Origin of the sequence: Spirosoma sp. KNUC1025 (assembly GCF_045160025.1) — a bacterium.
Taxonomy (GTDB): Bacteria; Bacteroidota; Bacteroidia; order Cytophagales; family Spirosomataceae; genus Spirosoma.
The window spans coordinates 1743384-1767410 of record NZ_CP087139.1; the positions used below are offsets into that span (position 1 = coordinate 1743384).

16 protein-coding genes and 2 pseudogenes are annotated in these 24027 nt (G+C 48.3%); 7 read left to right on the forward strand and 11 right to left on the reverse strand.

The window, feature by feature from the left end:
- Positions 1-3 precede the first annotated feature (3 nt).
- Both LN737_RS07635 and LN737_RS07640 read right to left on the reverse strand, forming a co-directional pair.
- Positions 4-3573 (reverse strand): translocation/assembly module TamB domain-containing protein, encoded by a 3570-nt coding sequence (locus LN737_RS07635; protein WP_405517635.1) that lies wholly within the window; start codon positions 3571-3573, stop codon positions 4-6.
- Between the two features lie 23 nt (positions 3574-3596).
- On the reverse strand, positions 3597-5069 hold the full coding sequence (locus tag LN737_RS07640) for a hypothetical protein (RefSeq protein WP_405517637.1): 1473 nt from the start codon (positions 5067-5069) through the stop codon (positions 3597-3599).
- Between the two features lie 484 nt (positions 5070-5553).
- Between LN737_RS07640 and LN737_RS07645 the strand changes: the two genes are divergently transcribed.
- The 3 genes from LN737_RS07645 to LN737_RS07655 all read left to right on the forward strand — a co-directional run bounded on the left by LN737_RS07645 (position 5554) and on the right by LN737_RS07655 (position 9084).
- Positions 5554-6366: a TerC family protein gene (locus LN737_RS07645; protein WP_405517639.1), complete on the forward strand. Its 813-nt coding sequence runs from the start codon at positions 5554-5556 to the stop codon at positions 6364-6366.
- A gap of 91 nt (positions 6367-6457) precedes the next feature.
- Positions 6458-7981 carry an NADH-quinone oxidoreductase subunit N gene (locus LN737_RS07650; RefSeq protein WP_405520340.1) on the forward strand — a complete coding sequence of 508 codons (1524 nt, stop codon included), beginning with the start codon at positions 6458-6460 and terminating at the stop codon, positions 7979-7981.
- A gap of 110 nt (positions 7982-8091) precedes the next feature.
- Positions 8092-9084: a bifunctional heptose 7-phosphate kinase/heptose 1-phosphate adenyltransferase gene (locus tag LN737_RS07655; RefSeq protein ID WP_405517641.1), complete on the forward strand. Its 993-nt coding sequence runs from the start codon at positions 8092-8094 to the stop codon at positions 9082-9084.
- Positions 9085-9282: 198 nt separating this feature from the next.
- Here the strand turns inward: LN737_RS07655 and hemE are convergent, their stop codons facing one another.
- Entirely contained in the window at positions 9283-10311 is a 1029-nt protein-coding gene (gene hemE / locus LN737_RS07660; protein ID WP_405517643.1) for a uroporphyrinogen decarboxylase, read from the reverse strand.
- A 161-nt stretch (positions 10312-10472) separates the two neighbouring features.
- Between hemE and LN737_RS07665 the strand changes: the two genes are divergently transcribed.
- The 3 genes and pseudogenes from LN737_RS07665 to LN737_RS07675 all read left to right on the forward strand — a co-directional run bounded on the left by LN737_RS07665 (position 10473) and on the right by LN737_RS07675 (position 14248).
- A complete protein-coding gene (locus LN737_RS07665; protein WP_405517644.1) occupies positions 10473-11567 on the forward strand; it encodes a glycosyltransferase family 1 protein in 1095 nt (364 codons plus the stop codon).
- Positions 11568-11672: 105 nt separating this feature from the next.
- Positions 11673-13504: pseudogene (locus LN737_RS07670) on the forward strand (ABC transporter ATP-binding protein).
- 78 nt (positions 13505-13582) lie between these two features.
- Complete coding sequence (locus LN737_RS07675; RefSeq protein ID WP_405520342.1) at positions 13583-14248, forward strand: arginine-tRNA-protein transferase; 666 nt, start codon at positions 13583-13585, stop codon at positions 14246-14248.
- Between the two features lie 12 nt (positions 14249-14260).
- On the opposite strand, the gene LN737_RS07680 is transcribed toward LN737_RS07675, so the two are convergent.
- The 5 genes from LN737_RS07680 to LN737_RS07700 form a co-directional block, all read right to left on the reverse strand.
- Positions 14261-15157, reverse strand: coding sequence for an S-adenosyl-l-methionine hydroxide adenosyltransferase family protein (locus LN737_RS07680; RefSeq protein WP_405517646.1), 897 nt, complete (start codon positions 15155-15157; stop codon positions 14261-14263).
- A 74-nt stretch (positions 15158-15231) separates the two neighbouring features.
- The gene (locus LN737_RS07685) at positions 15232-16023 is read right to left on the reverse strand and encodes a bacteriorhodopsin (protein WP_405517648.1); all 792 of its coding nucleotides are present in this window, start codon (positions 16021-16023) and stop codon (positions 15232-15234) included.
- A gap of 62 nt (positions 16024-16085) precedes the next feature.
- Positions 16086-16733, reverse strand: coding sequence for a DUF305 domain-containing protein (locus LN737_RS07690; RefSeq protein WP_405517650.1), 648 nt, complete (start codon positions 16731-16733; stop codon positions 16086-16088).
- A gap of 189 nt (positions 16734-16922) precedes the next feature.
- Positions 16923-18230, reverse strand: coding sequence for a UDP-N-acetylglucosamine 1-carboxyvinyltransferase (gene murA / locus LN737_RS07695; RefSeq protein WP_405517652.1), 1308 nt, complete (start codon positions 18228-18230; stop codon positions 16923-16925).
- A gap of 100 nt (positions 18231-18330) precedes the next feature.
- Entirely contained in the window at positions 18331-19128 is a 798-nt protein-coding gene (locus LN737_RS07700) for a DUF4290 domain-containing protein (protein WP_405517654.1), read from the reverse strand.
- A 147-nt stretch (positions 19129-19275) separates the two neighbouring features.
- On the opposite strand from LN737_RS07700, the pseudogene LN737_RS07705 reads away from it, so the two are divergent.
- Positions 19276-20681: pseudogene (locus LN737_RS07705) on the forward strand (MATE family efflux transporter).
- 9 nt (positions 20682-20690) lie between these two features.
- On the opposite strand, the gene LN737_RS07710 reads toward LN737_RS07705, so the two are convergent.
- From LN737_RS07710 to LN737_RS07720, 3 genes are all read right to left on the reverse strand, one after another.
- A complete protein-coding gene (locus LN737_RS07710) occupies positions 20691-20930 on the reverse strand; it encodes a hypothetical protein (protein WP_405517656.1) in 240 nt (79 codons plus the stop codon).
- A 93-nt stretch (positions 20931-21023) separates the two neighbouring features.
- Positions 21024-23108, reverse strand: coding sequence for a carboxy terminal-processing peptidase (locus LN737_RS07715; RefSeq protein WP_405517658.1), 2085 nt, complete (start codon positions 23106-23108; stop codon positions 21024-21026).
- A gap of 103 nt (positions 23109-23211) precedes the next feature.
- The gene (locus tag LN737_RS07720) at positions 23212-23991 is read right to left on the reverse strand and encodes an FKBP-type peptidyl-prolyl cis-trans isomerase (protein ID WP_405517659.1); all 780 of its coding nucleotides are present in this window, start codon (positions 23989-23991) and stop codon (positions 23212-23214) included.
- Between the last annotated feature and the right edge of the window lie 36 nt (positions 23992-24027).

The following is a 24027-nucleotide window of genomic DNA, read 5'->3' on the forward strand; positions in this document are numbered from 1 at the left end:
GAATTAATTCAGCGAGGGACCAGGCGACCGGCGGAAAATATCGGCCAGGGTGTTGAAATCAACCGTAATGACAAAACCAACCCCCGTTTCAATAATGTATCCGTCCAGAACAGCCTGATAATCATTGCGTCGATAACCGCGTAATACGTAGCGGCCATCGCGTGAGAGATTATAGTTTAGCGATACGTTGTCGAACACCTGGTTTGGATTCGCAAGCCCTGTTGTATTCTCCAGAACGAAATTTTTCCCTACCGAAACCGTCAACCGCCCATTCATAAAGCTTTTCGACAGACCGACATTTAAATCCGTACGAGCGCCCGTACCGCCACTGTTCGTTGCAATTCCGTTTTCAGATAGCAGGTTGAAATTGACGTCGAATCCTTTCAATACATTGGATGCCAAGCGACCCAACTGATCGGATATGAGTTTGCTTACACTGCTGCGTGCTACGCTTTCCGCCTGTGAGTTCAATCCGGAATTCGACCCTGAGAAGAAATCGGACGTATTTTCCGGCAGGAACCGGTTTAGAATCAGCAGGGCGAATACCTGTTTGTTGATCTGTGACTGATCCTGCCGTAATGATTTGAGCTTATTCTCGATGGTGGCGCCAAATTCGCTGGATGCTGACGCTGAACTCTGATCTTCAACTTCGGGCAAGCGAATATCAAAATCCAGTTTAGGAGCCGCTAAATTGTTGCTAATTGTCAGGGCAACGTTAAAAGGAAGTTTGCGGTTGAGAGCTGCGGTACTGACCGTCGTTAATTCATTACCGATGAGGTCAGCAGGGGATGTAGATACCTGATAAACAGCCGTAATGTTGATATCGGCCCGGAGTGGGTCGCCCGAGAAACTGATATACCCGCCTTTCTGAATCTTAAACTGACGTTTTAATACCTGATAGGTCAGCGAGTACTCACCGTCCGTTACGTCATACCGACCGAGCACCGTGATCTGCCCGGAGGCATTGATGCCCACATTGAGCCGGGCATTACCCCGCGCCCGCAGGTAATCGCCGTTCAGTTCATCGACCACAATGGTCAGTTCTGATTTTTCATCGGCTTCAAGGTCAAGTGAAATCGTTGAATTGCTCAGTTGATCGAAGGCGAGCCGTGGCGTTGTCCGGAGGCTATCCGTTTTTGGGCTACGTATGTATTTGGCAATGGCCATTGAATCGTTGTGATCAATAAACGTAACGATCTTGTTCGCTTCATTTACGTCTGTCGTTTCGTCGGGCAGCACAATCGAAATCTTGCTGCCATCTTCGAGCCTGACTTTGCCATTGATAGACGCATTGCTGCCAGCCCCCTTGATACGTAGGTCAGTTGTGACAGCTGCCTGGCCATATGCATAGTCATTATCTTTTCGGGATGCATTCAGCACCTGGAAATGATCGGCCCGTACGCGTAAATCATAGGAGGCATTGGGCAGATTTTTCAGCACCACCGTACCGTCGGTTCTAAGATTCCGGCCCTGCGTGTCGCGTAGCGTAAAGTTGTCCAGTGTAATGGTCTGTTCCGCAAAGACGAGTTTTTCCTGATCGATGTAATACGTTTCGTTCAACTGTTTTATGTTGAAGGCTACAGAATCAAACGCTACGCTGCCATCCATTTTGGGGTTATCGATAGCACCCGCCACTGTAAAATCACCGGTAAATTTGCCTTTTGCCTGCCGTAGTTCGCCAAAGCTGAACGCTTCGATGGTTCGGGCATCCAATCGATTCAACTTAATGGCCAGATCAAGAGCCTGTTTGGCATCCTCCGGGTTGTAGTAGCCCGTAACGGTTGCATCGTTATACGTGCCCACCAGTGCGGTGTTGATACTGATTCGGCCGTCTGTCGTGTTCTGGAACCGGGCCGTTAAGTTGCCAATCGACTGGCTCATTACGTTCAGACTATCTACATAAATCGACCCGGTGAACGCCAGTTTGCTATCCGTGCTCATATAATCCCGCACGATAACCGTACCATTTAACTGACCACTTGCCAGGGTTGTGTCCTGATTGGCCAGCCGCGCCATATTGGCTATGTCGAGCTTATGGGCTGTTACCCGAATCGGTGCGTTTCCATACGATTCGGTATTGCTGATTTCCAGAAACTGATCACCCTTTTCGATATGCAGGTTATTGACAAGTATTCCGCTTTTGCCATATTGCGCAAAGCCGCTGGTATCGGTTTGCCATCGCTGGTAATTCGTCAGCAGACCATTGGGCGCAAACTGGAATCGATAACTGGAGTCGACAATGCTTAACGTACCGGCCAGCCCGTGCAAATCCTGATTGATGGAATCTTTATTAACAACCGCGAACCGGAATTGGTTATTCGCTGCCGTACCCGTCAAATCAGTCTGCCGAATGGTCATGCCATCGTACAGAACTCCATCCACCCGCCCGTCTACTTTCAACTGGTTATTGATTCCCCTTAAGGCTAGTCTTGCGCCCTGTATGGTGGTGGTATCGTACACAATAACCCCGGTACGAATGGTAGCGGAGAGAGTTGTATCCCGCGAATTATCCAGATACGCATTCAGCCGAACGGTATCCATTCGGGTCAGATCCGGTACAAACGCCTGAATCAACGGATTCTGGTACGCTTTCAGCGCTAGTGTAAAGGCATGCGGGGGCGGAATTTTCTTATAGGTCAAATCCGGCACGGCAATGTACTGGCTGATTTCACCGGCTATAATGTCGTATAGCTGCGCGTATTCGAACTGGCCATTCAGGTGCATTCGGGCGCCCGGTACCTGTGCCACTACATCTTTCGTTATACCCTCAGTGGCCAGACGCGCATACAGCGAATCAACCGGATAATTTTTGCCCTGCAACGTAATAACCGCATCTCTTGCCGAAATGGTACCGACAGGTTTAGCCGGGTCCGTGGAAGTCATATCCATGACAATACGTCCTTTCAGCGAAAGCGGATCGTTGTATAGTTTTAGCTTTTGTAAATCCAGTTCGTTAATAACGGCTTCACCAGCTACTGTCGGAAACTCACCCTGAAGACCAGCCTTAATATCCAGAGCCAGATTGGCATTGGGGTCTTTTAAAGCGCCCGTCAAATTCAGGTTCCCTTTGCTTAGCTTGCCGTCGGCGGTCAGGTTTCGATACGTATAACCGTTTAGTTCGGCTGACTGGATTGCCAGATCGAAATCTGTCGTGAGCGTTTTAACGTCGATACCTCTCCCATTTACCGTGGCTCGGCCAGTCACTTTACCAACTGTGCCGGTTTGCTTGAGCCATTTACCCGCATCGAAATTGCTGAGATTAAGCGTGCCTTTGTAGGTCTGATTTTTCCCCGTTACGAAGCCCGCCAGACGTCCATCAAAACCGGCCGTGCCCCAGGCGGTGTTTAGGTTTGCATCCAGAATCAGATCGTTCAGCTGACCTTTAATCTTTCCGGTTAGTTTCAGACCGGGTGGCAGGGCAATTGAAGAAGGAATAGACCCTTTTGGGGCCAGCTTATTAATGTCGGCTAAGGTTGTCGTCGCTTCCTGAACGGTCATGTCCACGCCCAGGTGATCGGGGTCCGTTACGTTTGTCAGGCGTCCGCTGGCCTTAAGCCTTGTTCCACCCAGCATATCGAACTCCAGCCGCGGCAGATTCAGCGCAGCCAGCGTACCCGTAGCCTGTGCATTGGCTCTGAAAACGCCCCCCGGTTACCTGCAAAGGGTGGTGTATCAGCCAGAAACGGCGCTAGTTGCAGCACGTCTTCTACCGATAGGCGACTTTGCCGAAGGTTTACCCGCACGCCAACCCGTTTCGCAAACCGCGGATTGCTCAGCTGCCCAAGCGAATCGTAACACAGAATCAGCTGATCGCGCAGGAGCGTCGTAGGTGTCTGAATATAAAGCTGGGTTAGCGTAGTAGTCGTGTCGGTATACAGCACATTTCCATCGAGTTGCTGAAGAACAAACCCGCTGGTAGCGCGGAACCGTCCGTTACGTAGCTGTCCGCTTATGCGCTGCCCGCGACTGCCTAAATCCTGATAAACCAGAAAACGCCCATTGATGCCCAGATTGTTTAGATTGAGGTGGCCGTAGTCCAGTCCTCGTTTCTGACGCGGAGCGGTTTCATCGTCGAACCGAATGTGGTTATTGGCAAATCGTACATTGGTGAGTTTAGCCTGCCAGCCCGGTGCACCTGAAGCCGCTACCGACGATGCAGATGAAGGCGGGGTTGCAGCCGCTTTTTTGGTAGGCTTGGTCAGAATAGCGGCCACATTAGCGTTGCTGAGATCGAGCGATTTAATGCCAATCTTTTCGCCTTCCAGATAAAAATAATCAGATTCCATCGCCAGCCGTTCGGCACTGCCCTGTGTTCGGAAATCGGATGTTTCGACGCGTACATCCCATTTGGCATTGGTAACCTGCCATTTGCCCAGCGCCAGATCGAGCGTATCGCCGGGTGCACTTGGCACACCCGGAGGGGTCGGCAAACCTTCGTACAGTCGTGTATAAACGTTTAGCCCATTTACCGCTACGTTCGACAAATGGTATCTGGATTTATCGACGTCGGTTTCGCTGAATTTTGCCTGGAGATTGTCAACATAGGCGTTTACATCGGCACCCGTTACGTCGTCGAGGTATTTGATTCGAACGTCTTTAAGGCCGATAGCAGTCAGATTAATCGCCATCGGTGTAGATACTGTATCGGACGGCTCCGGGGCTGTCCCAGTATCAAATGCATCGAGAATGTACTGAAAATTAAAGGCTGTATCGGGTAGGGTTCGACTAACATTCAGCTTAATGTGCTCAAATTCAATCTGATTCAGGGCCACCCGGTTGTTGAGCAAGCCCCACATATCGAGGTCGACGCGCATCCGGCCGCCGTTTATCAACGTATCGCCTTTGGGCGTTTGAAAAAATACGTCCTGAAGTTCAATCCAGTCTGGAATGGAATAGCTGATTCGGCCAATGTGAAATGGCGACTGAAGTTTTTGCGCTAGGTATGAATTTACCTGCTTGGTCACAAACTGTTGTCCCCAGGGCGTCGTGGCTACCAACACCACAAACCCGACCAGCAATAGGACGAGGGCGAGCAGACCAAGCAAAATACGTACTAACAGTTTCGGCACAGTATGTGAGTTTTCTGACGGCTAACTATCTAGTTTTGTGTTGCGCCTGGTTTTGCCAGGGTTACCTCAAAGGCACAACGTATAGGAAAAGCTCTAATTTATAACTCGTCTGACGGGTAATATGTTACTGGTTGATGCCAAAGCTACTAAATGTCTACAAACATCCTGATTTTGTGAAATTAACGGCCCTGATCAGGCGAGCTGTTTCAGATTGAACAAAGGCTGCTCTTTCAGCAGGCTATCTTTATCGTTAAAGCACAAAAGAATCTATAGCATTCGCATTGCCCAGCACCCCTGGATTAGTAATGCTTTTCGTAAAGTATACGCAGGTGGGTAGGCTATTGTTGCCAAAATTTGTTAGAAAAGACCGTTTACCAACAGAATAATGATCTAACCTTTTATCCGGCTCGTCGTTCTTTCTTAAACAAGATGTTGCAGACCCGGCTTGTAGCCGGTATTTTTGAGCTGGATCTTCTATTCAACAATGAACGACCTTTTTACGGCAGAGTCTATTGTCAGTCTATTGACGCTGACATTCCTGGAGATTGTACTAGGTATCGACAATATCATTTTTATTTCCATTGCGGCTAATAAGCTCACACCCAACGATCAGCCCAAAGCACGAAACATAGGTTTAATTCTGGCAATGGCGTTCCGGTTAGCCTTGCTGATGGGTATTTCGTTTGTTATTTCCCTGAGCAAGCCCTTCACGCATATCGACGCGGGCTGGTTCAAGGCAGCGTTTACGGGCCAAAGTCTGATTTTGTTTGGTGGTGGACTGTTTCTGCTCTACAAGGCTACTTCTGAAATACACCATAAACTGGAAGGTGTTGACGAAGAGGAAACCGCAGGGAGCACCAAAGGGAAAACCACCATTTCGAGCGTAGTGACTCAAATTGCCATTACAAACATCGTTTTCTCAATCGACTCCATCCTGACAGCCATTGGGTTAACCCAGAACGTTACGATTATGATGATTGCCGTTGTGCTGTCGATCCTGATCATGATGTTTTTTGCCGGGCCAGTTGGCAAATTTGTTAACGAACATCCGACGATTCAAATGCTCGGTTTAGCGTTTCTGATCATGATTGGCTTTATGCTGGTTGCGGAAGGGGCGCATTTGTCGGAGGTAGTTATCTTCAATCAGGAAGTGGGCGCTGTTCCGAAAGGGTATCTGTATTTCGCCATCGCCTTCTCGTTGCTGGTCGAGTTCCTGAATATTCGCCTTCGGAAAAAGCAGGCACCCGTAAAGCTGCATAGCTACGAAGGGCATCCTAATCAGGACGGTATGATTTAACCCGAACGTAAGGGGTAAAAGGCGTAAGGCGTCTTGTTTGATGCAGGAGACCTTACGCCTTATTACCTTTGCGCCTTACGCCTTTATAACCTTGTCTCTTTCGGATCAATTAAACGACATTCTTGCCAGCCTCAGGGGGTTTGGGCCGGAGGCATGGCTGTCGGCATTTTTCTGTGTTCTGTTGCTGACCGAGTTGCTGCTATTACGTAGTAATCGGATGCGGGCACGTCAGGTTCTGGCTGGATTGAGCGCAGTCATCGTACTAGTAGCAGGGGCATGGGCTGTGGTATCACCAGTACGTGGGTTTCTGTTTCTTCATCTGCTGTTTGTTGATAATCAGGCTATTTTCATGCAGTTGGTCATTGCGTTGAGCGCCGTATTTGTGCTGCTCTACGAAATGCTGACCTATTCGGAAAAAGTTACGCCAAACCTGACCGATCGCCCTGCTTTACCGCTCGAATGGTACTCGCTACTGGTTGCCATGACGCTGGGTTTGTTTCTGATGACGATTTCGGTAAACATGCTCAGTATCTACCTGAGTATTGAACTGGTTTCGATCTGCTCCTATCTGTTAACAGCCCTGACCGCCGACCGGAAAGCTTCGGAAGGCGGGATTAAATACCTGCTCTTCGGCGCCATTAGTTCGGCCATTATGCTGTATGGCATGTCATTGCTGTATGGCATGACAGGAACGCTTGACCTAACGGCGGATAGTTTTGGGGCAGGGCTTGCTGGTCAGGATACGGCTGTAGTGGCCGTGGCTATTCTGCTGACGCTGGCTGGGCTCCTGTTTAAACTGGCCGGGGTCCCGTTTCATGTCTGGACGCCCGATGCGTACGAAGCAGCTCCTGTGCCCGTGGCGGCTTTTTTCTCGGTTGCGCCTAAAGCGGCTGGCGTACTCGTGCTCATGCGGATCGTAACGGCTCTCCCGCTCGAATCCTCAGGGGGCGTAACAGCAACCGTCATCCAAACACCTTTGGCTATCTTGGCGTTGGCGGGTATTCTGATCGGCAATCTGTCAGCGCTTCGGCAAACAGATGCCAAACGGCTGTTAGCGTATTCGACCATCGCTCACGCCGGTTTTTTACTGGTAGGCGTTGTGGCACTTAACGAAGCTGGTTTTGAGGCTGTTCTGTTTTATGCAGGTACGTATCTGTTTATTTCCCTGGCCGCCTTTTTTCTGATCGATTTATTGGCACGTAGCGCAGGTACCGACCTGACCATTAGGCATTTTTCGGGCCTTGGAAGTCAGAAGCCAGTTTTAGCGGTGGCAATTACTATAGTGATGATTGCCCTGACCGGTTTACCGCCAACGGTCGGGTTTACCGCTAAACTTCTTTCCTTTTCTGCGCTTTACGATGCCTATCAGCAAACGCAGAATGGCTGGCTGCTGGTGTTGTTTGGACTGGGACTGCTGAACGCGCTGATTTCGCTGGTATATTATCTGAAAATTCCGTTTCTTCTTTTCTTTCGGCCCGCCGTTATCCGATCCGAACCACTTCCGGAAAGACCATTACTGAGTGGCGCTACATATCTGGCTGTTGTGCTGGTTGTCCCTATAATCGGTTTATTTCTAAAACCTGACTTGTTGCTCAGGTTATTGACCAGCTGGTGAAGTACGTCCGTTTACTCGATCGTGACGGTTGTTTTCGGAAAAAGGCGCCACATTTCGTTCCTTTGCATCTTCAATCTTATCGTGTGCCTATGAATCCCGTCCACGACCAAATGGTCTTAGACATGTCTATTGACGAATTATTCGATCAGTTCAATAAACTCCGCGTTCTGATTGTTGGTGACGTAATGCTCGATTCCTACGTTTGGGGGCATGTCGAGCGGATTTCTCCTGAAGCACCTGTACCCATTGTTCGATTCAATCGTCGGGAATTGCGCCTGGGTGGAGCGGGCAACGTACTGTTGAACGTACAGGCGTTAGGTGCTGAAGCCATTATCTGTTCTGTTATTGGCGCTGATACACCAGGTGACCAACTTGAGCAGGAGCTTTGCAACCGTGGCTTAAACTGTGACGGACTGATACGTAGCAAAGATCGGATTACGACCATTAAAGAACGAATTATTGCTGGAACGCAGCAGGTTGTCCGGATAGATACCGAAACGGATAAATACATTACGTCCGACGAACGGGCAAAGCTGGTTGCGAAAGTCAAAGAGCTGATCCCGACCTGCCATGTCGTAATTTTTGAAGATTATGACAAAGGTGTTTTGAGCAAAGAAGCGATTACCGAGATTACCGATTTTGCCAATGAGAAGGGTATTCCGACGGTGGTTGACCCCAAAAAACGAAATTTTCTTTGCTATGAAAATACCACGCTTTTCAAGCCGAACCTGAAAGAACTGCGTGAGGGATTGAAACTAGAATTTGATGTTGATAATACGGAAGAATTTCAGGCTGCCGTTGACCAGCTCAAAAAACAGCTCAATCTGAAAGGGGCTTTAATTACGTTGTCAGAACGGGGTGTATTTATCGATTTCAACGGCGAAAAAAGTCAACTTCCTGCCCATGTCCGTAAAATAGCGGACGTATCGGGCGCTGGCGATACGGTAATCAGTATTGCTGCCTGTTGTGTGGCACTACGTCAGCCGCCCGCTGTTATTGCCGGATTATCCAATCTTGGGGGAGGCTTAGTCTGCGAATCGGTTGGCGTTGTGCCAATCGATAAAGCCTTATTAAAGGCCGAGGCTAAAGAGAACCTTTTTTAAGTGACGTGCCCTTAGGTAGAAGTGCCTCCCTATTGAACACCTGCATGCCGTAGAAAAGCTGCCCGTTTACAGAGCTGTAACCTTTTTACGATTGACCAGTTGCCAGTGGATATTTTATTCGGATAGTATTGAGAATATACAAACACAAACTCAGGCTGAACCCTGAGTTTGTGTTTGTATCTGAAGCCAGAAAAGCGTTCAAGCTGCTCCAAACTCCTTTACGGCATCGATAAAACACCGGGCTTTGTCGGGGTCTGTATCCGGATAAATACCGTGGCCGAGGTTCGCAATGTAGTGTTGATGCCCAAAGGCACTAATCATTCGTTTCGCTTCCGCCCGGATCTGAGCAAAATCAGCGTACAGCACACATGGATCAAGATTGCCCTGTAAAACGCGGTCCGGGATCAATTGGCGGGACTCGTGTGGGTCCATGTTCCAGTCCAGACCTACTACGTCGCAGCTCAGCTGGCCAATTTCATGGCGGGCAAAAAAAGCCCCTTTCGCAAATACAGTTATGGGGACGTCCGTAATCAAATCACAAATCTGCTTGATATAAGGCAGCGAAAAGGTACGGTATTGCTCTGGCGACAGGATGCCCGCCCATGAATCGAAAAGTTGCACCAGATTAACACCTGACCGAATCTGAGCCTTCAAATACGCAATCGTGCTGTCGGTAATTTGTTGCAGCAGCGCATGAGCAAAATCGGGATCGGTATACAGCAGTTTTTTAGCCACCGAAAACGTTTTGGAGCCTTTGCCTTCGGTCATGTAACAGAAGATGGTAAAGGGAGCTCCCGCAAAGCCAATCAGCGGAACGCGGCCATCCAACTCTTTCTTTGTCAGTTTGATGGCATCCAGTACGTAGCCCAAATCACTTTCAGCATCGGCCACCCGAAGGCGTTTGAGGTCGGCTTTTGAACGTACCGTTTCCGGGAAAACGGGGCCGCGGCTTTCGATCATTTCGTAAGGCAATCCCATCGCTTCGGGAATAACCAGAATATCGGAGAAAATAATAGCCGCATCGACACCAAAGGCGTCTACAGGTTGAATGGTCACCTCGGCAGCCAGCTCAGGAGTTTTCGCTAACGTAATGAAACTTCCGGCTTTTTCGCGAACGGCCCGGTATTCTGCCAATACGCGTCCGGCCTGGCGCATCATCCAAACGGGTATACGCTCCGTCAATTCACCCCGCGCAGTACGGAGCAGCAAATCATTCTGTAAAGTCATGCTGCAAAGATAGGGTTGAATGGTGATTCGCGGATGGTAGTAAATGCTCCGAATGCGTAAACGGCGAAATATGCAAAAAGCTATTTTATATAACCGTACTTTGCTACGTATGCATGGGTTTTTACCAGTATTTCACAAATTTGTCAAAATTAAAAAACCGGATGCCCTCACTCTTTATCGACGCTGAACGTTTACGAGATCTGAATAGTGGTTTAGGGCAAGTGTGTTTGCATTTGGGTCATGAACTGGTTCGACAGCGCCCCGCTGGCCGTAATGGTGAGCCCTGGCATCTGACATTTCTGGTGCCAGAGGATAAGGTCGGCGTTTTCGGGCCTGATGTTCAGTACGTTAAATCTTCCTGGCTACGGAAACTCTGGATTAAAGGTCGGTATGATGTCTGCCACTGTCTGCACCAGGATTCGGTCTATCTGCCAAAGCAATCGAACGTAATTGTAACGGTTCATGATCTGAATTTTCTGGAACGTCCGGATTATTCGGCCAGTGCGAAAGCCCGAAAACTGGCTCGACTACAAAGCCGTGTTGATCGGGCGGCAGCCGTAACTGCTATTTCCAACTATACAGCGTCGGTGCTGACGTCTAAGCTACATCTTCTGGCTTCCAGTCCCGTCCACATTATCTCCAACGGCGTTGCCGTCGATCCCGCCAAAACTCCCCAGGAGCCGAACAACTCACGCTTGCAGCCTCTGGGACTTTCGCCATTTTTTCTTTTCGTGGGCGTTATCCATCCAAAAAAGAACGTACATGCCCTGTTGCCCATGCTGGAGGCTTTCCCTGACTATCAACTGGTACTGGCCGGGCCGGATGGGCATCCCTACGCACAACACATTCGCGAGCAGGCTCAAAAAATTGGTGTGGCTGATCGGCTGGTTATGCCCGGCGCGGTTGATGAGCTAGATAAATTGTGGCTTTACGCTCACTGTGCCGCATTTTTGTTCCCGTCATTATCCGAAGGATTTGGCTTGCCCGTTGTCGAGGCTATGGCCTTCGGTAAGCCTGTTTTCATTTCTAACCTGACCAGTTTACCCGAGATAGGTGGAAAAGAAGCGTATTACTTCAAGGATTTCGAGCCGGAAAGCATGGCCCAAATAATTGACGAGGGGCTGCGCGACTTTGCCCAGAATCCACTTCGGGAAGAGCGCCTGAAAAAACGAGCGGCTACGTTTAGCTGGCCGAGGGTAGCAGGCGAATACTGGCGTTTGTATGAAGATCTGGCCGTTCGGAAGCCAGGTCGATGAGGGACAATTTCGGAAATAACTGACGGACAGGTTTTCGTTAAAAATAAAATCCTGCAAATCATTTCAAACCTGTGAGTCCCGGTTCAGATTACCTTTGCAGTACGAATGAAAACTTACATTAGATTACTCTCGTTTGCCAGGCCGTTAAGCCGCTTTCTGGTGCCGTTTGTTCTGACATCGCTCGTGGCCAGTGTGTTTGGTGTGCTCAATTTTACACTTCTCATTCCGCTGCTTAGTATTCTCTTCGAACAGGTCGATACCGAAAAAATGCAGGTACTGCTGAGCCAGCCAGCTCCGTCCATCACCTCGTCGCCAACCGATGTCTTCAGCTATTATTTTGCGCAGGTTTTTCAGAACTACGGCAAAATTGGCGCGCTTCAGTTTGTGTGTACCGTCATTGTGCTGTCGGTACTCTTCAGTAATATATTCAAATACCTGTCGGTTCGGCAGTTAGAGTCGTTTAAGGCGCGGATGGTGGCCCGACTACGCGAGACGGTATTCAGCCGAACCATTGATTTACATCTCGGTTTTTTCTCGAACGAACGTAAAGGCAATCTCATTTCACGAATAACCACCGACGTACAGGAAGTCGAAAATTCCATTGCCAATACGCTCTCGGCGGCTTCCAAAGAAGTGTTTTTGCTTATTGGCTACATTATTGCCCTGTTGAGCATCTCGGTCAAACTGACACTGTTTGCCATTATTGTGATTCCGATTTCGGGCGGTTTTATTGCAACACTCGTTCGTCGGATGAAGCGTGATGCGCAGGAGGGCCAACAGCGCCTGAGCAGCGTAGTGAGCCTGCTTGACGAAACCTTCGGCGGTATGCGGGTAGTGAAAGGCTTCGTTGCGGAAGGGTTTGTTCTGGATAAATTTCGACGGGAAAACGAAGGCTATCGGCATGCAGTACGCTCGTTGGCCTATCGACGTGAGCTGGCCTCACCCTTTTCGGAAGTGATGGGGGTAGCGGTTGTAGCGGGGATTTTGCTCTATGGAGGTTCGCTGGTGCTTAGTGGTCAATCGGCTCTGACGGCAGCGCAGTTCATTGCCTATATTGCTATTTTCTCGCAGGTGACGCGTCCGGCAAAAGATATCTCCAATGCGTTTAGCGGCTCGCAGCGCGGCCTGGCTTCGGGCGAACGGGTACTTGAATTGATTGATACGAAGCCCAATGTTCAGGATAAGCCAGACGGACAGACAATACCCCCGTTTCAGAATGAAATATCCGTGCAAAACGTATCGTTCGCCTACAGTGCTGATACGCCCGTGTTACGCGATATTAGTTTTGATCTGCCCAAAGGTAAAACCATTGCGCTTGTTGGCTCATCGGGTGGAGGAAAGTCGACCATTGCTGATTTGATACCGCGCTTTTATGATCCCACAGCGGGCCGGATTTTGATTGATGGCGTTGATCTCCGCGACTGCACAATGGCGTCTTTACGGGCGCAGATGGGCATTGTTACGCAGGAAAGTATTCTGTTCAACGACACGATTTTCAACAACATTGCTTTTGGTAGTGCCGCTACTGAAGCCGATGTAATGGAAGCCGCTCGTATTGCCAATGCACATGAGTTCATTATGGCCCAGCCAGACGGCTACCATACTATGATCGGCGACCGGGGGGTAAACTCTCCGGTGGGCAACGGCAACGGATCAGTATTGCCCGCGCCATTCTGAAAAATCCGCCCATCCTGATTCTGGACGAAGCTACGTCCGCCCTTGATACGGAATCAGAGAAATTAGTACAGGAAGCACTGACCCGTTTGATGACCAATCGGACGACACTCGTTATTGCCCACCGACTCAGCACCATTCAACATGCCGACGAAATTCTGGTTGTGAATCAGGGGCGTATTGTAGAACGAGGCCGACACGATGAATTACTATCGCTGGATGAAGGATTCTATCGAAAATTAAATACTATGCAGAGTGTTTAAGTGTGTAAGCCTGTAGCTGAGATTTAAGATTTGATACTTAAATTAACAACTCGACCATACATGAACAACACGCAGATGATGAGAGGAAACGCCCTGGACATATGCCTGAGTAAGGGTTATTTTCGGATGCAACAGGACATCTTTACGTGCCAGTATGTACGATTCGATGATAAGCTTTGTTCGGTACACTGGCTTCGAATTGTATTGGCGGATATTGTTTATGGCAAAAAACAGCAGCGGTTGCTAAGCATCAATAGTAAGTTTTCGGTAGAGGTAAAGCCTTTTATACTATCGAAAGAAATTGAAGCTCTGTATGCGGTATATAGAGATTTTATCGACTTCGACGCGCCTGATTCTGTTGCATCCTGTCTGCTGGACGATACCCCGTATAATTCATTCGATACGTATGTAGTTGAAGTACGGGATAATACTAAATTGATTGCAGCCGGGATTTTCGATAATGGCTCACAAAGCATTGCCGGTATCATGAACTTTTATGATCCTGCCTACCGCAAACAAAGTTTGGGGAAGTTTCTGATGCTTCAGAAGATCGACTACGCCCGTCAACAGCAGAAAGCATACTACTATCCCGGTTACCTGGTAAGAAACTATCCCAAATTTGATTATAAGCTGTTTGCCTGTGAAGCCGCTACTGAGGTGTTCGACGCGCTTAGCGGGCGATGGTATCCCTTTTCCTGGAAAACGCTGGCGATACTGGCCGGAGATGGAATAGACGAAAGCTAAACTTGAACGTAGTTATTTACTCACGCTAATTGTCCAGTCTGGTCCGCTGAACACCTTGTATTTTTCTGAAAAATTGCCCTGATTAACAGCGACCGAAAAGTTGAGCAGGCTGTTGATGTATGCTACGTCGTCACCCACAGAGACTTCGCCGAATGTATTGACCCAACGGACAACTTTATCGTATATGAGTTTGTCGTTCTGCGAGATCTGAACACGTAACGTTGCTCCGGGTTTGATTCCCAATTGATCAATCATGGCTTTGGGTATATTGCTCCAGACATTGCCATACTGAACATCCAGTACTGGAATATTTCCCTTTACGACACCTTTGGTGGATTCAGCTTTCTGGTACGGTAACCGAACGACTTCATTAGGTAATTTCTGACCGACCTGCTCAAAACGAATTGTATGCGAAGCCAGGCGAGCTGCCGTATACGCATACACATCGCGTCCATGAAAGGTGTAAGATTCATTCGAATTTTTCCGCCGATTGATGGCCTCATTGATTTGCCGAATCTCGCTAATGCCAAGGTGTTCGGCCAGTAAAGTTAAGGTACCATTGTCAGGTGTTACGACGTAATGACCTGATTTTGTGAGCAGTACTACCGAATGCCGTTCGGTACCTACGCCCGGATCGCAGACCGAGACAAACACCGTGCCTTTCGGATAATACGGAACCGTTTGGTAAAGTCGGTACGCTGCTTCCCAGATGTTATAAGCCGGAATTTCGTGAGTCAGATCGAATAGTTTGAGGTTGGGTGATACGTCTAATGCCACCCCTTTCATGGCCGCCACGGCTCCGTCTTTCAAGCCAAAATCAGACTGGAAAACCACAATGCCATTCTGTGCCTGAGCGAAGGGTTTAGTCAATAAAAACAGGAGTAGAATCAATCCGTAAATGATTCGCATATGCCTAACTGAGCAATGATGTGCGGTGGGTACGTAAGTATTCGCTGATGCGTGAATTAAACGTGAACTCGTTGTTAGTCCTGTGATTGGGTACTGACAACATAAATTGCAATACCAATACCGACCTGACTAATGAGATCCGTAATTGTAAAAATAAGGTGAATCCAATTAAAATCAACCTGAAGGACTGTCAGGAAATACCCCAGCAAATGAATACCCCAACACGTAATGATTGTTAAAACGAGAAGTCGATAAACCCGTAGTGATTCGGGAGTCGTTTGTCCGTCTGCTTGTTTTCCAAGTCGGTTCAGTGTAAAGAAAACAAATACGTAATCGATGGTGGCGAGTAACCCCCAGATGACTTTCTGCCCAACCTGAATTTCATTGTCAAATGACAGTTGCTGATGGCCAATATAGGCTGCAAAAAACAGAAAGGAAGCTGACATCAATAAACCGGTAAGCATTCGTTTACTATCGGCTAGCCGCCAATTGAGAACCGAAATTACCTGAATTAAAAGCAGAGGAGCTGAAATGAACCAGTCGATGTATCGATACTGACCAATGGCGTTGTATGATTCGCGAATGAGCGTTTGCCGGTCGATGTCATTCGGTACTGCCGCCAGATCGGCCAGCATGTCCCGATAATAAGCCTGAATTAGGTAGTAGGAGAGCCCAGCTATGGCTGAGACGACTATTGTTAACGTACTGGTCATCCGGCGCTCGGCGCGAATGGTGGGTAACGATGCTAGCCCAAAAATAAAATTGCCTGCGAAAACAAACAAAGCCACGACCAGGAAAAAGTACGTGACCATTGGGAGAAGGCCAACAGCACCGGCTGTTGGAATAAACATATTTGATACTTCCATGAATACAGTAATGATCGGCGTCAATATACAACCATTACCGTATTCATGGCCAACCGCGCTTTTTATTTGGGCTGTTGGGCTTTGATTGTTGCAATTTGCTGTTTGGATTTGTCTACCAGCTGCTGGGCGTACGTTTTCAGCGTTGCATTGTTACCGAATTGCAAATACGTTGTAGCCATGTCAATTGCATCCTGGCGCTGATCCAACAGGAGCGTAGCAAAATTTTTATCCAGGTTGCTCGTCAGTTTATCGCTGGAACCGGTTTGTTGCAATTTCAACGCCATTGCTTCTACGTTCCGGCTTTGCTGTTGTGTATAAGCCTGACTTGGGCGCGTTGGTTTAAGTTGGCGAACCGTCTGATCAAGCACCGATATATCAGATTGAGTAACAGGTAGCATCGTTTTTGCCATATCGACCAGTGCCTGATCTTTCCCATTCTGAATTTCGGCTTTCAGTAAGTCCTGTACACCCTGCGTATGGGCTTTCGCCTGAAACGCATAATCGAAATCAGGGTCGCCCGAAGCTACTAACTTCTTCAGTTTAGTAATGCTTTGTTGCAGTGGAGTCAGTAAAATTGTTTTGGCTGGATCACTGGTCGTTGTTGTCGCTGTAGATGCGGTGGAAGTAGACTGCGCACAGGCGGCTAACGAACTGCCCGACAGCAGGGCAGCCATTGCCCAGATGGATAAATTGGATTGTAGCGTTTTCATTGTGTGCTGATTAGTAGCGTCTTTAATTCGACGTCAAATTAAACGTGTTACGTACTAAAGACAAAAATGAATAAAGAAGGTTTAGTTGAGCCTGACCTAGCTAAGAAGGTAAACAACGTAACGTCAGTGCTTTTTAACTAAAAAAGGGCTTCAAGAAGCCCTTTTGATGAAATAAGCAAGTCGTAAAAATTACAACCGAATAATTTCGGCACCGATAGCATTCAGGCGTGAATCGATATTCTGATACCCTCTGTCAATCTGTTCGATACTGTCAATAATACTGGTTCCCTTAGCCGACATAGCTGCAATCAACAAAGCTACCCCCGCCCGAATATCAGGGGACGACATGCGAATACCTTTCAACGGAACCTGACGATTTAAGCCGACTACTGTAGCGCGGTGTGGGTCGCACAAAATAATTTGAGCACCCATGTCGATAAGTTTATCCACAAAGAACAGGCGGCTCTCAAACATTTTCTGATGGATCAGCAACGTGCCCTGCGCCTGTACGGCCGTTACAAGAACAATACTGAGCAGGTCGGGGGTAAAGCCTGGCCAGGGTGCGTCTGCAACAGTCATCATGCCGCCATCCAGGAACGTATCAATTTGATAATGCTCCTGTGCCGGAACGAAAATATCGTCGCCCCGAAACTCCATCTGAATGCCTAACCGTTTGAATTGATCAGGAATGATTCCCAATTCCGGTATGCGGCAATTTTTGATTGTGATCTCCGACTGCGTCATGGCAGCCATGCCAATAAACGAGCCAATCTCAATCATGTCGGGCAGCATGGTATGCTCTGTGCCTTTCAGTTGCGACACGCCTTCAATAGTGAGCAGGTTGGAGCTAACCCCCGAAATTTTGGCGCCCATGGAGTTGAGCATCTTGCAGAGTTGCTGAAGATAAGGCTCACAGGCGGCATTATAAATGGTCGTGGTACCCTCAGCCATTACGGCCGCCATCAATACGTTAGCTGTGCCGGTTACAGAGGCTTCGTCCAGCAACATATACGTACCACGGAGGTTACTGGCATCCACCTGATAATAGCCGCCATCGTCGGCATCGTAGTTGAACTGAGCACCGAGTTTTTCAAATCCCAGAAAGTGCGTATCGAGTCTACGACGACCAATTTTGTCGCCACCGGGCCGGGGAATACGTCCTTTTTTGAAACGGGCCAGCATGGGGCCAAGCAGCATAACTGAACCCCGCAGGGCGGCAGCTTTCCGCTTATACGTTTCGGATTCCAGGTAATCCAGATTGACGTCGCTTGCCTGAAAACGATAGGCACTTTCCCCGATTTTTGTTACCCAAACGCCTAAATCGCCCAGCAGGTCGATGAGCTGATTTACATCCCGGATATTCGGAATGTTATAAATTGTAACAGGTTCCTGGGTGAGCAATACGGCACAAAGTATTTGCAGCGCTTCGTTTTTTGCCCCTTGCGGAATGAGTTCACCTTTTAAGCTACGACCACCTGTGATTTGAAAAGATGCCATTTAAACAATGATGAATTATGAATGATGAGTTATGAATGATGAATAATGCTGACTACTACCTTATTCATCATTTATAACTCATCATTCATAATTGAAAAAATTACCGTCGCCGACGAGGCCCATCGTTTCGATTGTTGCCCGGGCGCGGACCCTGTGGTCCACCGTCGCGGTTGCCAAAATTACGGGGCGATCCGTTGTCATTTCGGTTACGGCCCTGTTGACCGCCATCGCGGTCATTGCGATTCCGATTTCCGAAATTACGTTGTGAGCCCATGCCGTTGTTCGGCCGGCCCTGATTTGAGCCAGAACGTTGATTGCCTTCACGGTCGTTCCGGAAGTTATTAATTCGTTGTGGCTGATCGCCGGTACGTTCCCGTGGAGTCGAGTCAACGAGGCCCTGTTCCCGAATCAACTGAATGTCGTCATAGAGTTTACCATCCGAGAGTTCAATCAGACTCTGGTAAATGGTTTCGTCTTCAACAGATTCTTTATTCCATGCCTGATAAAATGTACGCATCAGACGGGTCAGGTAGGAAACAAAGGCCCTACGTTCTTCGGGATCTTCCAATGCCGACGCTTTCGCTATCAATAAATCTACGTTACGACCAAAATGTTTGAATTTCAGATGATGGGTATTGTAGGGAACCCGCTGTGGTTTTTTGCCCAAGGCTTCTTCTGAGGGTGGAGGGTAGGGGCTATCTACATCAAGCGTAAAACCAGACATGATGTATAAGTCATCCCACAGTTTGTTGTAGTAATCCTGCCCATCCTTCATGTTGGGGTGAATCTGTCGCATCAATTCAATCAGGATGTGCGCATACCGGGTACGCTTTTCCCGATCTTCGATGTTGACCATGTTGTCAACCAACTTCTGGATACTACTGCCGTATTCTTTCAAGACTTTGCCTGATTTATAATATAGAAGACAAAAGTACAAAGAAAGTAGCAGGGGGCAATGGGTAATAAGCAAAGGCCAGGGAGCAGGAAACATAAGGTAGAAGCAAAGAAGAACTGTTACATTTGCCAGTTATTGCTCCTGTACACTATGCCTGCTGCCTCCCAATCTCTCATACTTACTTACCGCGCAGAAATAAAGGATACACTTCGGCTAAGTATCCCAATTATTATTGCGCAGCTAGGGGTTGTGTTGATGGGGGTTACGGACAATCTGTTCGTAGGGCGTTTACTAGGGGCAGTACCGCTAGGGGCAGCGGGGCTGGCCAATTCACTTTCCTTTCTGTTGTCGGGCATTGGGGTAGGGGCGTTACCCGTCGTAGCGGCTTTAGTCTCGAAATCGCAAAGTCAGAATGATCCCGCTGCAATTAACCGGCTGTTCAGAGCAGGTTTACGGGTAGCCGTGTTGATGAGTATTATTCTGGGTGGATTGTCGGTGCTGTTAGCGTATAATTTTGACCTATTCGGGCAGACCGCTGAAGTGACACGCCTGGCTCGCGATTTTATGCTCATTCTGAGCGCTTCAGTTTTGCCCTTATTAATCTTCGTGTCGGCCCGCCAACTTTGCGATGGATTGCGGTACCCACGGGTGGCAATGGCCATTACGCTTTCCGCGCTGGTCGTCAATGCTGGATTTAATTATGTACTCATCAAAGGGGTTGGTCCGTTTCCGGCTTTGGGATTAATGGGATCGGCGCTTTCTACCCTTATTTCAAGAGTATTTATGGCCGGGGCCATGCTGTTTTACATTTATAGAACGGAGCGGTTTAAGCCTTACCTGAAATCTGAGTTTCGCGTGATGCCAACAACCAGCGATGTCTGGACGATTTTACGGCTTGGTGTTCCCGGTGGACTAACGTTTTTCTTTGAGATCGCTACGTTTTCACTGGCGGTGGTTATTGTTGGCTGGCTTGGCGAAGACCGGTTGGCTGCTCATCAGATTGCCATCAATATGGCATCCGTTACGTATATGATGGCTACGGGTATTTCGTCTGCGGCTGCTATTCGGGTTAGTGCAGCCGTTGGGCGGGGTAGTCAGACGGGGGTCCTACACGCGGGTCTTGCTGCGTTTCTGTTGTCGGTAAGCTTCATGAGTATTACGGCTTTATTGTTCCTGACAGCAAACGACTGGCTGGTGACACTTTATATCCGGGATAACCCGGAGGTTATGAGAATTGCGGCTTCACTCGTTATTATGGCCGGTTTTTTTCAACTTTCAGATGGCATACAGGTAGTTGCTCTGGGGGATTGCGGGGACTGTCAGATGTGAATATCCCAACACTCATTACGTTATTTTCGTACTGGGTTGTTGCGCTGCCGCTGAGTTACATACTGGCATTCCCGTTTAAAATGGACGCTATTGGCGTTTGGATTGGTTTACTAACCGGGTTGACTATTGCCGCTATACTGTTGACCTGGCGGTTTTTTCGGCGGGCAAAGCGAATGAATTTGCCGACTGAAACGGGCCGTCAGACATGGGCACCCTCTGTGGCCTGATTACTACGCTTAACGCATTTTGTCCAGCATCTCAGATCGGGTTGGCCGACTGGCCACTAGCTCATAGGATATACCTTCGCGGTCGAGATAATTCATGAAAGATTGGTAATCTTCTTTTTCAACAGAGAATACGTACCAATTTTCGTAAGGTTCGTTAAACAACTCAACCTCAGTCAGTACGGCACGCTTCTGTATGGCTTGATACTGAGTTCTTTCGAGTGTGTTTTGTTGGATAATAAAGTACCACATAAGCAAATAAAGTGTCAACCCTTATAAAACTCAAACCCCGTACAACAGTTCGATGCACGGGGTTTAGTTTTAGGGTCCGTATTTCAACGGAAACTACTTGTTCACTGCCAGAATATAATCAGCCAGCACCAGTCCTGCTTCGGTCAAATACAGATCTTTTTTCTTCTTGGAAGTAGCAGGGCTGCCTGTCTCATCGATAGGAGCACTGACCTGCGACACTTTATTGGCAGCCGCCCGTTTGCGTTCTGCCTCCTCGCGCTCTTTCCGGCGTTTCGACTCCTGTAAGGAGACTACCGTGTTTTCCTTCGCTTTTTTGAAATCTGCCAGATCCTGCGCCAGTTGTTTTAATTCGGGATCGGATTTGAGCCGTTGATCAAAACGGTCACGCAGACGAGCCAGGATTTTATCATCAATCCCGCGTGATTGTTCATAACGGGTTGAATTAATCTGATCCCAGGGGAGTGCACTTTTCTGAGAACTCTCGCCATATTCTTCGGCCGAAAATGCAGATGGCAACTCAATGTCGGGCGTTACGCCTTTATGCTGCGTGCTGCTGCCGTTGATGCGGTAGAATTTCTGGATCGTCATTTTTACCTGGCCAACTTTCTCCGGTTCTTTGGGCAGCCAGCGGTTCAGGTCAATCAGCGTTTGTACGGTGCCTTTGCCGAAGGTTTGCCCACCGACGATAATACCACGTTTATAATCCTGAATGGCAGCGGCAAAAATTTCGGAAGCGGAAGCGCTAAACCGGTTTACCAGAACAGCCATTGGGCCGTCATACGTAACGGACGGATCTGGGTCGGTATATACTTCAGTTTCACCCGTTGCTTCTTTCACCTGCACAACCGGCCCTTTCGGTATAAACAGTCCGGTCAGGTCAATCGCTTCCGTAAGCGAACCGCCACCATTATCACGCAAGTCGATGACAATACCGTCGACCTTATCCGCTTTCAGCTCTTCAATAAATTTCTTTACATCGCTGGTAGTACTACTGAAACCTTGCTCGTGCTTACGGGCACCTTCGAAGTCACGGTAGAACATCGGGATATTGATAACGCCAATTTTAAACGGCTTACCATTATCCGATACCTCAATGACTTCTTTCTTCGCACGTTGCTCTTCCAGTTTTATTTTCTCGCGTACCAGTCTGATTTCCTTTGGTGGCGCGCCTGCCAGTGCATCGGGCGACATAACCTGCAAACGTACCACGGTGCCTTTAGGCCCTTTTATAAGTTTGACAACCTCATCGACCTGCCAATTCATGGTATTGACCATAGCCCCATTATCACCCTGAGCAACACCTGCAATTTTGTCGTTGACCTTCAGCAGATTGCTTTTGAAAGCGGGTCCACCCGGCAGAACGCTGGTAATCTTGATATAATCACCATCTTCCTGCAGCATAGCGCCAATTCCCTCCAGCGACTGACTCATCTCCTGATTGAACCGGTCAGCGTTGTTAGGCGAAAAATAATTCGTGTGCGGGTCGAGTGCTTCGGCAAACGAGTTCATGTAAATCTGGAACACGTCAGCGCTCTTAATGCGGTTGATGGCTTTGTCGAGATTGGTATACCGTTGCTTCATCGTGGCCGCAACGGCACTATCCGGCCGGTTACCCAAGCGAAGCTCCAGTTCCTGATTTTTCAGGATTTTTCGCCATAGATCATTCTGTTCTTCAACAGTTTTAGGCCATGGCGATTTCTCCCGATCCGTATTAAAGCTTTCGTCAGCCGTAAACGTAAAGGGTGTTGTCAACTGCTGCTTAATGAATTCGCTACGTTCTTTATACCGTTGGCGAAATACGTTATACAGGTCATAAGCTGCTGTCAGATCGCCATTGATTAGGGCGTCGTCAATCTGGTAGCGGTACTTTTCGAACGACGCTACGTCCGATGCCAGCAAATAGGTTTTATTGCCATCTACTTCCTTCAGGTAATTATCCCAAACGACTGATGAGAGCGAGTCATTGAGCCTCACCTTCCGGTAGTGATATGTCGTCAGCAGTTTTGCTACGAGCGTTTCTACTTTCTCCTGCGAGATAGACGGTTTCAGGTCGTCAGCGGCAGATGAGGGTGGCGCCATAGACGGGGCCGTACCACTCAACGTGGACGCTCCCGACGGCGAATCCGGCTGAAAGCTCAGCATCAGCACGGGCACAAGGGTTACCAGATACTTCTTCATCTATACTACCCAGGTTAATGGCGAAAGAGCGAATGAGTAAAAGAGTGATTCGGTAACCATACTATTTTCGCTCTTTCACTCTTTCTTTCTTTCACTCTTTGAATTATTGTTTAACAATATCAAGCAACTCTACATCGAACACTAATGTTGAACCGGGTTTAATGTCTGCTCCTGCGCCCCGATCACCATAAGCCAGATCTGAAGGGATATACAGTTTCCATTTAGAGCCAACAGGCATCAGTTGCAAGGCCTCTGTCCAACCTTTAATAACCTCACTTACTCCAAACTCGGCAGGTTGACCCCGTTCTACTGAACTATCGAAAACCTTACCATCGATCAGTTTGCCGGTATAATGTACCTTAACTCGATCTGTAGCCGTTGGTTTGGCGCCAGTCCCTTCTTTTTCAACAGAATATTGTAAGCCGCTTTTCGTAGTCGTTACGCCTGCCTTCGCTTTATTCTCAGCCAGGAAAGCGTCTCCGATTTTCTTGTTTTCTTCTGCCACTTTCGTTGCTTCTGCATTTCGGGAAGCCATTTGTTTCTGCATAAAAGTGTTCATAACCTGACCAGCCTGAGGTACCGTCAACTGAGTTTTCCGATCAGTCAGAACGTCCTCCAAACCGCGCATCAACAAGGCCTGGTTAATATCATTTATACCCTGTTGTTTCAGGTTCTGGGCCATAAATAGCCCGATACTGTAGCTTATAGAGTCCTGAGTAGATGACAACACCGTAGCACCAGCAACAGATTTAGCGCCTGAAGCCGGCTTTGCACTGGAAGCGGGTTTAGAAACAGCAGGTTTTTTTTTCGTTTGGGCAATGGCAGATTCGGTAATGAAAAAAGCTGATACAATACCAGCCAACATTAGTTGGGTGAACTTCATGCGAACAAAAGCAAAAGGATGAATGCAATAATTGAT

Excerpts from the sequence above, each read along its gene's own strand:
- LN737_RS07635 (WP_405517635.1), bottom strand. The coding sequence starts at position 3,573 with ATGCTGGGTGGAACAAGGCTTAAGGCCAGCGGACGCCTGACAAACGTA.
- LN737_RS07645 (WP_405517639.1), top strand. The coding sequence starts at position 5,554 with ATGAACGACCTTTTTACGGCAGAGTCTATTGTCAGTCTATTGACGCTG.
- LN737_RS07655 (WP_405517641.1), top strand. The coding sequence starts at position 8,092 with ATGGTCTTAGACATGTCTATTGACGAATTATTCGATCAGTTCAATAAA.
- hemE (WP_405517643.1), bottom strand. The coding sequence starts at position 10,311 with ATGACTTTACAGAATGATTTGCTGCTCCGTACTGCGCGGGGTGAATTG.
- LN737_RS07665 (WP_405517644.1), top strand. The coding sequence starts at position 10,473 with ATGCCCTCACTCTTTATCGACGCTGAACGTTTACGAGATCTGAATAGT.
- LN737_RS07675 (WP_405520342.1), top strand. The coding sequence starts at position 13,583 with ATGAGAGGAAACGCCCTGGACATATGCCTGAGTAAGGGTTATTTTCGG.
- LN737_RS07680 (WP_405517646.1), bottom strand. The coding sequence starts at position 15,157 with ATGCGAATCATTTACGGATTGATTCTACTCCTGTTTTTATTGACTAAA.
- LN737_RS07685 (WP_405517648.1), bottom strand. The coding sequence starts at position 16,023 with ATGGAAGTATCAAATATGTTTATTCCAACAGCCGGTGCTGTTGGCCTT.
- LN737_RS07690 (WP_405517650.1), bottom strand. The coding sequence starts at position 16,733 with ATGAAAACGCTACAATCCAATTTATCCATCTGGGCAATGGCTGCCCTG.
- murA (WP_405517652.1), bottom strand. The coding sequence starts at position 18,230 with ATGGCATCTTTTCAAATCACAGGTGGTCGTAGCTTAAAAGGTGAACTC.
- LN737_RS07710 (WP_405517656.1), bottom strand. The coding sequence starts at position 20,930 with ATGTGGTACTTTATTATCCAACAAAACACACTCGAAAGAACTCAGTAT.
- LN737_RS07715 (WP_405517658.1), bottom strand. The coding sequence starts at position 23,108 with ATGAAGAAGTATCTGGTAACCCTTGTGCCCGTGCTGATGCTGAGCTTT.
- LN737_RS07720 (WP_405517659.1), bottom strand. The coding sequence starts at position 23,991 with ATGAAGTTCACCCAACTAATGTTGGCTGGTATTGTATCAGCTTTTTTC.